This window comes from Acinetobacter lwoffii (assembly GCF_022809915.1).
Lineage (GTDB): Bacteria > Pseudomonadota > Gammaproteobacteria > Pseudomonadales > Moraxellaceae > Acinetobacter > Acinetobacter lwoffii_M.
In genome coordinates this window covers 63,563-76,608 of sequence record NZ_JALGQY010000010.1, presented here as the reverse complement: position 1 = coordinate 76,608, position 13,046 = coordinate 63,563, and the positions used below count along the sequence as shown (strand labels likewise).

At 42.2% G+C, this 13,046-nt stretch carries 10 protein-coding genes; 5 read left to right on the top strand and 5 right to left on the bottom strand.

Translation table 11 applies throughout. The features are described 5' to 3' along the window. Positions 1-86: 86 nt before the first annotated feature. The 3 genes from MTX11_RS07165 to MTX11_RS07155 are packed head-to-tail and all read right to left on the bottom strand — an operon-like array spanning position 87 to position 5,085. Positions 87-614 (bottom strand): hypothetical protein, encoded by a 528-nt coding sequence (locus MTX11_RS07165; protein WP_206687192.1) that lies wholly within the window; start codon positions 612-614, stop codon positions 87-89. Positions 615-622: 8 nt separating this feature from the next. Beyond that, the gene (locus MTX11_RS07160; protein ID WP_243474745.1) at positions 623-2,227 is read right to left on the bottom strand and encodes a glycoside hydrolase family 19 protein; all 1,605 of its coding nucleotides are present in this window, start codon (positions 2,225-2,227) and stop codon (positions 623-625) included. After that, a complete protein-coding gene (locus MTX11_RS07155) occupies positions 2,224-5,085 on the bottom strand; it encodes a type VI secretion system Vgr family protein (protein WP_243474744.1) in 2,862 nt (953 codons plus the stop codon). Before MTX11_RS07155 ends, MTX11_RS07160 begins: the two co-directional genes overlap by 4 nt. A gap of 246 nt (positions 5,086-5,331) precedes the next feature. On the opposite strand from MTX11_RS07155, the gene MTX11_RS07150 reads away from it, so the two are divergent. Then, entirely contained in the window at positions 5,332-6,486 is a 1,155-nt protein-coding gene (locus MTX11_RS07150) for a methionine aminotransferase (protein WP_243474755.1), read from the top strand. 129 nt (positions 6,487-6,615) lie between these two features. Then, positions 6,616-7,980, top strand: a complete 1,365-nt coding sequence (locus MTX11_RS07145; RefSeq protein WP_005108395.1) for an MATE family efflux transporter — start codon at positions 6,616-6,618, stop codon at positions 7,978-7,980. 117 nt (positions 7,981-8,097) lie between these two features. Here the strand turns inward: MTX11_RS07145 and MTX11_RS07140 are convergent, their stop codons facing one another. Further along, positions 8,098-8,946 carry an SDR family NAD(P)-dependent oxidoreductase gene (locus MTX11_RS07140; protein ID WP_191112479.1) on the bottom strand — a complete coding sequence of 283 codons (849 nt, stop codon included), beginning with the start codon at positions 8,944-8,946 and terminating at the stop codon, positions 8,098-8,100. Between the two features lie 223 nt (positions 8,947-9,169). On the opposite strand from MTX11_RS07140, the gene MTX11_RS07135 reads away from it, so the two are divergent. From MTX11_RS07135 to phoR, 3 genes are all read left to right on the top strand, one after another. After that, positions 9,170-9,847 (top strand): TetR/AcrR family transcriptional regulator, encoded by a 678-nt coding sequence (locus tag MTX11_RS07135; RefSeq protein ID WP_191112478.1) that lies wholly within the window; start codon positions 9,170-9,172, stop codon positions 9,845-9,847. A gap of 249 nt (positions 9,848-10,096) precedes the next feature. Next, positions 10,097-10,807, top strand: a complete 711-nt coding sequence (phoB, locus tag MTX11_RS07130) for a phosphate regulon transcriptional regulator PhoB (RefSeq protein WP_004280972.1) — start codon at positions 10,097-10,099, stop codon at positions 10,805-10,807. Between the two features lie 25 nt (positions 10,808-10,832). Next, complete coding sequence (gene phoR, locus MTX11_RS07125; RefSeq protein ID WP_191112477.1) at positions 10,833-12,191, top strand: phosphate regulon sensor histidine kinase PhoR; 1,359 nt, start codon at positions 10,833-10,835, stop codon at positions 12,189-12,191. A gap of 46 nt (positions 12,192-12,237) precedes the next feature. On the opposite strand, the gene MTX11_RS07120 is transcribed toward phoR, so the two are convergent. Continuing rightward, on the bottom strand, positions 12,238-12,888 hold the full coding sequence (locus MTX11_RS07120) for a glutathione S-transferase family protein (protein WP_005265446.1): 651 nt from the start codon (positions 12,886-12,888) through the stop codon (positions 12,238-12,240). Positions 12,889-13,046: the final 158 nt, after the last annotated feature.

Sequence of the window (13,046 nt, the reverse complement as noted above, 5' to 3'; positions counted from 1 at the left end):
GATAAAATCAATATAAGCTATGGATAAGGTATATTTATTTATAAAAAAAATCCTTATCCATAATTGAGGTTATATTATCACCAGTGTTAATAGTAATTTTTATCTAACCATTCTTTTATTAAAGAAATATTTTTTAATTCATAATGCAAATAATCATCTGAGACTCCTTCTAATCCTGAAGAATTATCTCCTAAAATATTCGTTATTGACTTTAAAACAATCTTTTTATCTTTCTTAGTTATTTTGTGCAATTCAACAGTATATAAAATTCCAGAAGGTTGAGGATAACAACAGTAGTTTTCAGTATACAAGGTAATCAAGATTGGTTCTTTAGACTTCCTATAAATACTTACAGCTTTTAATTCAACACCAGAACCATTTCCAATTCTCCCATATAACTTGTTAATAAATATTTTTTCCTTTTGGAGTTCAAAAAAATTTTTAACATATTGTGTCTGAGGATCAATTACACAATTTTTAGATAAAAAAGTTATATCATTTTTTTCAAAAACACTTAAAGTATATTTTTGATAACCACTACATTTATCATTATTTGAAGATAAAGAAATTGTAGAAAAAATACATAATAAAAAACCAAAAATAATTTTACCCATATAATTACCTATATAAAAATCCTACGTGCCTTTTTAAAATATAATTTTCTTTGTTCTTTATTTGGAGCATATAGATTAATCACTCTTGTAATTTTATCAATATGATTTTCATCCTCTCCCTTATCTGCAATTTGATATAATTTTTTATCTAACCAAAATATTATTGCTGATCTAGCAGCATATTTTGACTGTTCAAGTAATTGAGGATCTTCTGTGAAATTTGGATTTCCATCATTAGGCCATACTCTCGGATACATCTCAGTTAATACTGAATAATTATATCTGCCAGTAGTTTGTTTTAGACCTCTTCCTAAGAATTTATAACCATCCCCCTCATAAATATTTCCTAATCTTAAATTAGGTGATCTATTTTTATCCATGTACCATTTATTCGTAATAGTCTTAATTTTTAAATTTTTAGGTGATAACTTTGCATCCTTTTCAGCTTCTTTTGGACGTTTTTTATAGTAGGAAGACAAAGCTATTAAATTCTTGGCTGTATAATTTGATATATCTTCACGTAAAATAAATTTAACTCCTATTTCACCAAAAATTTGTCCAAAAAAATGTGCTTGTCTTAATCGTGTATCTAATTTATAAGTTTGTAAGTTTTTATTCAATTCATCCATGATAGGTTGCATTTTCTCACTGGACACTCCGGGCCACATTTTTTGCATTTGCTCCATAGTAATGAGAATTTTTTCATCAATTTTTTTCTCAACACTAGGTTTACCTTCTACCGTATCTCCCTTAATTACATCCACATCCAAGGTTAATCTAATTAAACTTTCTCTCATCCTTTTGGCTAGATAATTTTCAGATTTTAAAGGCGTTCCATCAGGTTTAAATACCGTGATCTGTATTTTTTCCCCAATCATGCTTAGAAATGAAAATTTCCCATTAGAAGTATTTATAATCTCCTTTCGCCCCCTTTCTAAATAGAATATTTCAACTTTTGTATTTTCAACAATATAATTATTTCCCTCTCTATCTACGATCTGGATATTTGATTCACTTTTAAAGCTTTCATAGGGTTCATCTAGTTTAATTATTTTTGGTATTTGAGAGCCATTCTTAGAGTTAACAGCACCTTTTAGAGCAAACTCATCATTTGAAGTCAAAACTAGAATTTCAATATCTCGATTAGGTGAAGATACCACCTCTACAATGCCCTGCTCATTAGTATGACGTTCAAATGAACTTTGTTTTCCTTTAGGGCGAGATTTTACCGGGAAACTCGTTAATATTTTCTCATTGCAGTCTATTATTTTAAATAAAGTCGTAACTATACCTTTTGTAGTAGGCATCACTTTTTCTTTATGATACTCCTCTATACTTTTAGGCAAGGATACTTTTACAGGATTCTTTCTAGAAGAAATAATTGAAGAATCAATCGTTTTAATAACGATATAATTTTCCGTATTGGGTGGCTTAGCTAAAATTTCCACAGTTCGATTTGGTGAACCCTGAAATATAAATAAACCATCTTTATCTGTTTTATTTGTGTTTTCTCTCGATGAACCTTTATAGCGTGATTTAACTTTTAAATTAATGACATATTTTCCTGAAGCATCATAAATTTTTGATGTTATGGTAACTAAATTGCCCATCATTCGACATCCTCTTCAGTATATACATCATCCTCTAAATCCCTTTCTTCTATCTCATTCAATAGTTCATCAATACTTTCATTATCTAAGTCTTGAATGAGATGAGTTTGTAAAGAATTAAATCCTAAAGCCACGAAATCTGTGGGTTGAGAGGTATAGAATCTCAATGTACTTAATTGATTATTTTCATTTAATACAGACTTCTTGGTTTTAATTAAGTTCCCATCCAACTTATTTAGAATAAAAATTTCTTTTTCTCCTGTAGACTGGTTAGTCCACTGATAGTTAATTTTATTACTAAATAATGTTTTCATTTTTGGAAGATTTATTTTTGATTCAATAATATTTTGACCTTTCGCAAACAGATGCTGCCCTGCCTTACACTCAAATTTCCCACCAGTTGTGACCACCACTCCACCCCCATTGATTTTAATTTGAGACCCTCCAGCGGTCAGTACAATCTCCTTCGGACTGGTGATTTCGATCTTGTCTTCAGTCGAAATAAGCTTGATTACCTTGCGGGCGATCGCTTCAATTGCGTCATCTTGGGCTTGTAGTTCAATTTTTCCTTGAGCAGCATAGAGACTCGCACCCTCTTGAGCAGCAAATAAACTGATCTTGTCCTGTGCATGAGCAACTAAAGATTTCTGTGTGGATAAATGAATATTATTCCCGGCACTCTGATTGATTTGCTGATCAGCGGATAAATGAATATTTTCATTTGTGCTCAGTGCAATCGTTTGGGGGGCAGTTAATAACATCACGGCCTGTTTAAATGTGATGGCCTTGGCTTGATCTTCAGCTTCAATCTGACTCAGAAACTGTTTTAAACTATCAAAAAATTGCAGCGGATCAGTCTGCTGTTGTTCAGCAATATCACTCAAGGCTTTACTATGATCGAGATTCGATTCAATCTGCTCTTTGGCACGACTCGCATCCAGGTGATTGCCTGCTGCTGAATCTTGCCGATAAGTGGAGATTAATAAGCCTTTTCCTGCACGTATGGCACCCCACTGGTCTGTCCTTAGTTCAAAACCTTCTCCTCGACCTTCGCTGCTTTCACTTTCTTTAGGATGGCTTAGATTTCCCAGATTGAGCTGACTGGCTGCATGACTACTTTGCAGCTGCGCACTAATCTGTTCAGGGGTATCATCGAAACGCAACTGGTTAAAGCCATCCCCATCGACCTCCTGAGAACGGATGCCACTGAGTTTTTTGGTCGCAGGAAGTTCTCCTTTTGCATCAAACATGGTCGGATGCCGTTCTGCTTCATGAATCCGTCCCACCACAAAGGGCCGGTCGATATCACCTTCAAAGAAGTCAATCACTACAATTTCGCCAATTCGCGGATGCAACCTGATGCCATAACCCTCACCCGCCCAAGGGGTCAAAACATCCACCCAAGCAGAATCGCTATCATTGTCATTGCTACCTGCGCCGCCATCATGCTGATGATCCTCACTCCGGGTAAACAGAAAACGAACTTTCACCCGCCCCCATGCATCGACATGAATCGTTTCACCTTCAGGTCCGACCACTCGAGCCCGTTGCGGATATGCAGCAGGCCGATGAATGAAGGGGTGGTACTCAGGAACAACCTGGATTTCACGGCGCACCATCTGTAGTTCATTGGCCTGTCGTTCCTCCTGTGTCATCTGCCAGCCGCTCTTCTCAAGCAAACTGTCCAGCTGAGATAAGATATCTTTGGGTAAATTGTTCTGGTTATAAAACCGCTTAGCTAAAATCAGAAATTCACGTTGATGGGCAGGATGCTGATCAATTTCAGGATGCTGTTGCAGTTCAAACCAGTATCCAACCTGAGCATCTCGTACGCTGCTACTGGCTTTAAAATATTTAGACTGCAAAGCATGATAGTCACTGAGCTGCTGATTGAGTCGATCCAGTTGGGCTATACCAGATGCTGTCACCTGATCCTCATGATTTAAGTCGCCGGTCCAAGCCGGACTGATGTTCCACGCATCTTCAAGCTGAAGAGTGGCATTTGCATGGATATCACTTTGCTGATGATTACTGAATAAAGGCTGGCTTTGATCCTGGGCAAGTTGCTGGGCATGCCAGCGCTGGGTTTGGGTACTATTCGGATTGAGCTGACGTACCGCAATCAGACTGTTCAGCGTGTCGAGCTGTTCGGTGGCATGACTGCGATGAAACCGGATGGAGCGGCGTTTTAAAGCTGAAAAATATTGGGAATGATCTATCAGTTTTAAAAGCTGAGCTTGAATCTCGCTGGCTGATACAGGCACGGTTAATTGCTTTTCATCGATCAGCCAGTTAATTCCTTCGCTACGCCATAAACGGGTCAGAAAATCATAATCCGATTCATTCGACTGCATCACAAAAGGCCGGACATCATAGTCCCGGCTGAGTCCTGTCAAATCCAGGCTGAGACTGGCCGCGAATAATACACTTCTGTTTTGCCATTCACTGAACAGGATTTCACTGATCTCGCGCACCGTCTTATTCATAAAAACCCGACTGTTACGGCGCTTCTGCCAGAGTGCAGTCGGATCATTTAGCGTCAATTTATACAGGGTCAAAGCTCCATCATTCTGCCCTTGACTGGCTGCAGTAATAATGCCCGTAGTCCGGAAAAGTTCACCCCGGTCTGTGACCTGATCAATGGCCACCCGACAGCCGATAAACTGTTTCAAGGCAATATGAGCATGAGTGGAAAGACAGATCAGTTCAGCCTGCAGGCCTTGATTGATCTGATGCTGACCCTCAATACGCTGAATCAAAACCTGATGATTTAAAGGAGGATGTGAAAACTGTAAATGTAGCGCACGATGCTGTCGCTTAAGCCCGAGCTGCTCCACCAGCATATGGATAGGTTTTGGCATTTTATAGTTATAATTTTAAGCTTTATTATTGTGCGGCAGATTTTAGGAAAAGTTATCCATTTCGTCCAGTTCACGATGCATTTCACATAATTAGGCCTTTAATTTATGGCCCTTCAATTAAAAATCTTAAATTGCATGTGGTACATCTTAATTAAAAATATTGCTCAATATTCCCTATTTTTCCGATTATCCTATACGGAACTTGCTGCTACACTCATTCAGATCTCATTCTTCAAGGCCAAGGACATGCTGGAACTCCCTTCTAAATTACCCGATTTGGGCGTGACCATTTTTAGTACCATGTCGGCCTTGGCACAAAAACTCGGAGCCTTGAATCTTTCTCAAGGATTTCCGGACTTTGCAGCGCCTCCTGCCTTGATTGAAGCTTTAAACCGGGCCAGCCAGAATGGATTTAACCAGTACGCACCAGGAGATGGTCTGCCAGTCTTGCGAAGTCTGGTGGCAGATCTCTATCAGCAACGTGATCAACTGATTATTGACCCTGTCGAGGAAATCACGATTACCCCTGGGGCGACAATTGCGATTTTTTGTGCCATTCAAGCCACGGTACGTGCCGGGGAAGAAGTCATTATTTTCGATCCCAGCTATGACAGTTATGGCCCTGCGGTACAACTGGTCGGGGCAAAGCCAGTACATATTGCTTTGCAGCATCCTGATTTTTCTGTGGACTGGAATCAGGTCAAAGATGCCATTAATGACCGCACCCGCATGATTGTTGTGAATACGCCACATAACCCGAGTGGTAGTGTCTGGTCCAAGGCAGACTGGCAGCAACTGATCGAGCTGATTCGCGAGCGCAATATTGTGGTGCTGTCCGATGAAGTCTACGAACATCTGGTTTTTGACGGCGTTCAGCACTATTCGGCCTGGTCATTTCCAGAACTTCGTGAGCGGAGTTTTGTGATTGGTTCTTTTGGTAAAACCTTCCATGTCACTGGCTGGAAAATCGGATTTTGTATTGCTGCACCCGCACTGATGAAAATGTTCAGACAGATTTATCAGTTTGCCAGTTTCTGTGGTGTGACGCCCGTTCAGGTTGCCTTAGCGGAATATATGCAACTGCATCCTGAGCATATACCTGAACTGTCCTCTTTCTATCAAAACAAACGGGATTTATTTAACTCATCCATTGAAACGTCACGCTTTAAATGGACACCTTCTCAAGGGACTTATTTCCAGAACTTAGATTATTCAGAGATTCGGCCTGAGCTCGATGATTTATCCATGTGCCATTTTCTGGCAGAACAACATGGGATTGTCGCGATTCCAGTCTCTGCGTTCTACCAGCATCCTCCTACAGATTTACGCTTGCTCAGGTTTTGCTTTGCAAAAAAAGAACAAACCTTGATTCAGGCAGGTCAAATTCTTTCAAAGGTTTAACTGATTTTTTTAACTAAAAATCTCATAAAATAAATGCCTTAGTTACTTAAAAGCTAAGGCTTTTTTTTACATTCTGCCGAATAATAGCTGCATCAATAAATAGATGATAATTCAATCACAGGATGTCGCATGGCACAGCACTCACTGATTCATCAACAGAATTTATGGAAAGCCTTTCTGGTGTTTCTGCTGCCATTAATTGCGACCAATATCCTGCAAAGTCTCTCCGGCACGATCAATACGGTTTTTGTGGGACAAATGCTCGGAGTGAATGCGATTGCTGCTGTTGCCGTTTTTTTCCCGATCCTGTTTTGTCTGATGGCCTTTGTGATTGGTTTATCTGCCGGTTCTACCGTATTGATTGGACAGGCTTGGGGTGGAAAAAATATAGAAAAAGTGCGCTGTGTGGTCGGTTCAACTTTATTTATGACCTTGATTGGCGGAAGTTTGATTGCGCTTTTCGGGGTAATTTTTGCTGAGAATATTCTTTTGGCCCTTGGCACAGATCCTGATGTAATGCATTTGTCCTTGCCCTATGTACAATGGATGCTGGCGGGTAGTCCCTTAATTTTTATCTATATTATTTATACCTCCATCTTGCGTGGCGTTGGGGATAGTACCACCCCCCTGTTTGCTTCCGCACTTACCATTGGGGTGGGTTTAGTGGTGACACCGGTCCTGATTGCCGGTTATTTTGGCTTTCCTAAAATGGGCATTATCTCGCCGGCGATTGCCACCATTCTGGGAAATCTGGCGGTCCTGTTGTTTTTAATCCTGTATTTGAACTATAGACAGCACCCGCTCAAGCTCGACTGGGCTTTATTAAAAAATATTCGTCATCAGCCACAGTTGAGCAGAATGATCTTGAAACTGGGGGTTCCGACTGGGGTACAAATGGTCACGACTTCAGTTGCCGGACTGGTGATTGTCGGGCTGGTCAATCGTTATGGCGCAGAAGCAACAGCCGCTTATGGTGCGGTCAATCAGGTCTTAAATTATATTCAATTTCCCGCTTTGTCGATTGCGATTGCCGCGTCTGTATTTGGTGCTCAAGCGATTGGCGCAGGTAAATCGGATCTGCTCAATAAAGTTACCCGGACTGCGCTGAGTATGAATATCCTGTTTACCGGCGGTCTGGTGATTCTGGCTTATTTGTTCTCCAAATATTTGATGGCCTTATTTATTACCGATCCTAAGGTTGTAGTACTGGGACAACAACTGCTGTTTATTGTGCTGTGGTCGATTCTGTTCTTTGGTGCCAGTGCCATTTTTGCTTCGATCATGCGTTCAAGTGGAACGGTGACCATGCCAATGCTGATTAATATTTTTGCCATTCTCTGTATTGAAGTTCCCGCCGCTTATCTGTTTAGCCGGTGGTGGGGTCTGGAAGGTATCTGGTATGCCTACGCGTTGGCCTTTGTCAGCCTGTGTATTTTGCAGGGACTGTATTACCAGTTGGTCTGGAAGAAAAAAACGGTTGAAGCGTTGATTTAGATGCAGGTTTTTTTACGTGCCTAAAGCATTACAGGAGTTAATACTCTCATTTGCAAAAAATTAGCCCCTATCACAGCGATAAAAAAACCCGCTTTCGCGGGTCTGTTTTGCAATTTCTTAAGCAGACTTTTTCTTCTTTTTGCCAAACTGGGTCGCCAGTGCAGTGACATGCTGATAACCGGTTGGCAAGATTCGCTGAATCAGATCAATTGCTTTGGCATCATTACCGATCAGCAGACGGCGCTTGTCCTTCTGTACCGCCTCCAGAATTTGACGGGCAGCTTCTGCAGGTGGACAACGCAATAATTTATTAAAATTACGGGCTGATTTTTCCGGATTCATACCTAAAGTCAGCAGGCTGTTATTCATTTTTGCCGCATTAGCAATGTTGGTGCGGATACCGCCCGGATGTACACACAGTGCACTCACTCCACAATTTTCTAGATCCAGTTCCTGACGCAAGGATTCAGTAAAACCACGTACCGCAAACTTGGTCGCATTATAAGCAGACTGGGTCGGTTGAGCGGTCAGACCAAACAGGCTGGAAATATTGATGATATGACCATCGCCAGTTTTCTTGATCAAAGGTAAGAATTCTTTGGTTCCGTAAACTACACCCCAGAAATTGATTCCGACAATCCATTCCAGTTCTTCATAAGATGCCCCTTCAACGGTTGAACCCAGTGCAACGCCGGCATTGTTAAAGATCATATTGACACTGCCATGATCCTGTTCGACCTGTGCCGCCCAATTACGCACCTGCTCCAGTTCAGCCACATTCACTTTCTGGATAGTCACACGAACATCACTCTCTTTGAGCAATTCAAGCGTTTGTGCCAGACCTTGTTCATTGATATCACTCAGCGCCAAGTGACAACCCTGCTGGGCCAGTAATATTGCCAGTTGCTGGCCAATACCCGAACCTGCACCGGTAATCGCAGCGACTTTATTTTTAAAATTTTTCATTCAATTTCCTTATGTAAAGAACTGCCATTCCATGACAGCAGGATCTTGTTCTGTTGTTTCAGGAGCTAGTACAGATCCTCAATATAGTTTTGACAATATAGATTGTCAATAATTATCCCATGTCCTTAGAGGCCAAATTTCAGGGCAGCATTTCCATATAGGTCTAAGCGTGATTTATTGCTAAGATATTTAAAATCTTCATGCCGATGAGCACACAGGCCTTATGACCGATTCAATCGACTCAGCAGCAAAATCACGACCCTCCAAAACTAAGGAACGTCAGTTTAAAGGCCTGTCAATGGCTGAACGGCAGCAGGCACGTCGTGAAAAACTGATCGAAGCCGGAATTGAAGCCTATGGCAGTTATGGTTTTTTTTCAGTTACCGTCAAAGATATCTGTAATGAAGCCAAACTAACCGAACGTTATTTTTATGAATCCTTCAAGAAAAGCGAAGATCTGTTTCAGACCATTTTCTTAAAACTGATTGATGAACTGCAACAGAATGTCATGCAGGCCATGATGCAGGCATCGACCGATCCGAAAAAAATGATCGAAGCCGGTTTGAGTGCGCTGCTCACTACCCTGCGTGACAATCCACGTATGGCACGGATCATTTATATCGATGCCATGCTGGTACAGGAGCTGCATAATCAGGCCACTATTCATGAAACCATGTCACGTTTCGACCGCATGATTCATGCCTTTGTCATGTTGATGATGCCTCAGTTAAATCGCAGCGAGCAGGAAATTTCCCTGGTGTCGACCGGTTTAAATGGCTATGTCACCCAAATTGCCATTCGTTGGGTGATGAGCGGTTTTAAGCATTCGCTTGAGGAAGTTTTATCGTCTTGTAGTGTGGTTTTTTTGGCGCTGCTCGAGTCATTTTCCGAGAAAAAATAGCTGTTAAATCCTGTGCTTAATAGGCTTTCCTGCATTTACCAGTGAGTTGAAGATTTATGCTGTACTACGGAAATGAGTAAAATTAATTTATGATTTTTTAACAAGTTTCTGCGCTATATTTGTCACAAATCTTTGCGAATTTCAGCAGTTTTTCCCTTTCTGCAATGATACTGTCATAATTAGTCTTTGTAATAAGCCTGTCATAAATATAAAACGGTTCACCGTTTACATGAAATAGGGTATTGCGTTGTGAAAGATGACTACATATTAATCGTCGATGACGAGCTCCCGATTCGGGAAATGATCCATACCTCTCTGGATATGGCCGGTTTTCAGTGCTTACAGGCAGAAGATGCCAAGCAGGCGCATCAGATGATTGTGGATCAGCGTCCGGCACTGATTTTGCTGGACTGGATGATGCCGGGTGGTGTCAGCGGTGTGGACCTGTGTCGTCGTCTGAAACGTGATGAAAGCCTGTCAGAAATTCCGGTGATCATGCTCACAGCGCGCGGTGAAGAAGACCACAAGGTACAAGGTCTGGATGCCGGTGCCGATGACTACATGACCAAACCATTCTCGACGCGGGAACTGGTCTCGCGGATTAAGGCGGTACTGCGCCGCGCCAATGCCCTAAGCGGTGAAAAAACCATTGATGCCAATGGCCTGATTCTGGATCCGGTCAGCCAGCGGGTGAATTTTGGTAATAACATTCTGGAAATGGGGCCGACTGAATACCGTTTGCTGGCATTCTTTATGACCCATCCGGAACGTGCCTATACCCGTGCGCAATTGCTGGATCAGGTGTGGGGCGGTAACGTCTATATTGAAGACCGGACCATCGATGTGCATATCCGCCGTTTGCGTAAAGTGCTGGAACCTTATGGTGTAGACCGTTTTGTACAGACCGTTCGCGGAACGGGCTATCGCTTTTCGACCCGTTCAGATGTCGCTTTAGGTTAATATCTTTTAAGGTAAATCTTGTTTTATGTATGAACCCTACCCTGTCCCCGAACTGGCACGCGAACATAAAAGAATCCGTTACAGCAGTTTATGGGATTTTGCGAAGCAGGATTTACGCTTACTGGCTTTTTTCCTGATTATCGCCAGCTTTATCGGTTTTGGGATTGGGTATTTCTGGATTTGTATCGTAATTGCCTTCGTGGCGTTCTTTGCGACCCAAATGCGTTCCTTATATCTGGTCAATGAATGGATTTCCAATCGCCCCTATGATGTTCCGCCTAATATTGGCGGAATTTGGGGTGCACTGCTTTTCAATGTTTATCGCGCCCAACGTCAGGAACGGATTGTTCAGGCAGAAATGGTCGAACTGATTGATCGTGCACAATCTTCGCTGGTGGCCTTGCAAGAAGCCGTGGTACTACTTGATGAAAACCAGCAGATTGAATGGTGGAATCCGGCAGCCGAACGTCTGCTCGGAATCTCCAGTGATGACCGTCGCCGTAATATCCTGACCTTGTTACGCCAACCAAGCTTTATCGAATACTATCACCATATTGATGAATCCCCGGACGGCCTGAAAATGCGTTCTTCGCTGTTTGAAGACCATTATGTGCAGGTCAAAATGACCCGTTTTGGCGGAGAAAGTCGGGTACTGGTCGCTTATGATGTGACCCGGATGCACAATCTGGAACAGATGCGAAAGGATTTTGTCGACAATATTTCACATGAACTGCGCACTCCTTTGACCGTACTCAGCGGTTATATTGAAACCTTTACCGATCAGGAAGATATTAATCCACGCTGGAAACGCGCTTTTGATCAGATGCAGTCGCAAACCCGACGCATGAATGCTCTGGTCAACGACCTGCTGCTGCTGTCACGTCTGGAAAATGATAAGAATATTGCCAAAAACCAGATCATTGAAATGCCGAGTCTGATGAACCAGCTATTCGATGATGCCCAGGCCTATAATATTGATTATGGTCATACCCTGAATCTGGACATTGACAGTCATTGCGATCTGATCGGTTCAGATATGGAACTGGCCAGCGCTTTTAGTAATCTGATCACCAATGCCATCAAGTACACGCCTAAAGGCGGTACCATCACCATCGGCTGGCATGATGACGGTGAATCGGCCTATTTTGTGGTGCAAGATAACGGCATCGGTATTGATCCCAAACATCTGCCACGACTGACTGAGCGTTTTTACCGCATCGATTCAGACCGCAGCCGCCGGACTGGTGGTACCGGTTTGGGATTGGCAATTGTTAAACATGTGCTGATGCAGCATCAGGCACATCTGGAAATTGAGTCCAAGGAAAACCAGGGTTCTATTTTTAAGGTAGTTTTCCCTAAAGAACGTCTCAGCTTTCCAGAGTAATATAACCATCAAAAAAGGTGCCATCGGCACCTTTTCTTTTAAGCGTTTAAGAGCTGATCTGTTTTTCTTTGGACAGTGCACGCGCATAGGCAGCACGTTGCGACACCCGTTTAAGATAGGCTTGAATCGCTGGATAGCTTTGACCCGTCCGGCTCTGCATGGCCTCCAAAGGAAAACTCATCTGAATATCGGCAAAACTGAAATGCCCGGCAAAATAATCATGCTCACTCAAATAGCTTTCCAGAAACTGGATATGATCTTTTAAACGGCTCTGTACAAATTGCTTTTTCACCCCATCACAGATTTTCTTGGCCACAGGTCGAATCAGCAAAGGCGTATGTTTAGGCACTGTGGTCATTACCAGTTGCATCACCAGCAGCGGCATTAACGAGCCTTCCGCATAATGCATCCAGTAACGGTACTGGGCCTTGTCGGCAATATCTTCTGGGCGAAACTGCTGCTTTTCATCATAAGTTTCCTGCAAATATTCCAGGATCGCCGCAGATTCTGCCAGTACCTGACCCTGATCGACCAGAATCGGGGCTTTGCCCAACGGATGGATCTGTTTTAAGGCCGGTGGCGCAGAAAGGTTGGGCTGACGTTTATAGTATTTAACCTCGTAATCCAGTCCTAATTCTTCCATGGCCCACAGGATACGAAATGATCGTGATTGTTCGAGATGATGTAAAACACGCATATTAGACTCATGATTTTATTGTTTTTGCCCACTGAGCATAGCAAAAAGCAGCAGACTCTAGCTCATTTTTTGATGACTGTAATGATATGTATCCTATGTTGCAGATTCATTATTTGAGTTCAACTCAGACAGCGTTCCATATTCCCATCATTTTTAGC

Bases quoted from the DNA above. Each gene is read 5' to 3' on its own strand.
- MTX11_RS07135 (WP_191112478.1), top strand. From the start codon at position 9,170: ATGACCGATTCAATCGACTCAGCAGCAAAATCACGACCCTCCAAAACT.
- phoR (WP_191112477.1), top strand. From the start codon at position 10,833: ATGTATGAACCCTACCCTGTCCCCGAACTGGCACGCGAACATAAAAGA.
- MTX11_RS07165 (WP_206687192.1), bottom strand. From the start codon at position 614: ATGGGTAAAATTATTTTTGGTTTTTTATTATGTATTTTTTCTACAATT.
- MTX11_RS07120 (WP_005265446.1), bottom strand. From the start codon at position 12,888: ATGCGTGTTTTACATCATCTCGAACAATCACGATCATTTCGTATCCTG.
- MTX11_RS07150 (WP_243474755.1), top strand. From the start codon at position 5,332: ATGCTGGAACTCCCTTCTAAATTACCCGATTTGGGCGTGACCATTTTT.
- MTX11_RS07160 (WP_243474745.1), bottom strand. From the start codon at position 2,227: ATGATGGGCAATTTAGTTACCATAACATCAAAAATTTATGATGCTTCA.
- MTX11_RS07145 (WP_005108395.1), top strand. From the start codon at position 6,616: ATGGCACAGCACTCACTGATTCATCAACAGAATTTATGGAAAGCCTTT.
- MTX11_RS07140 (WP_191112479.1), bottom strand. From the start codon at position 8,946: ATGAAAAATTTTAAAAATAAAGTCGCTGCGATTACCGGTGCAGGTTCG.
- MTX11_RS07155 (WP_243474744.1), bottom strand. From the start codon at position 5,085: ATGCCAAAACCTATCCATATGCTGGTGGAGCAGCTCGGGCTTAAGCGA.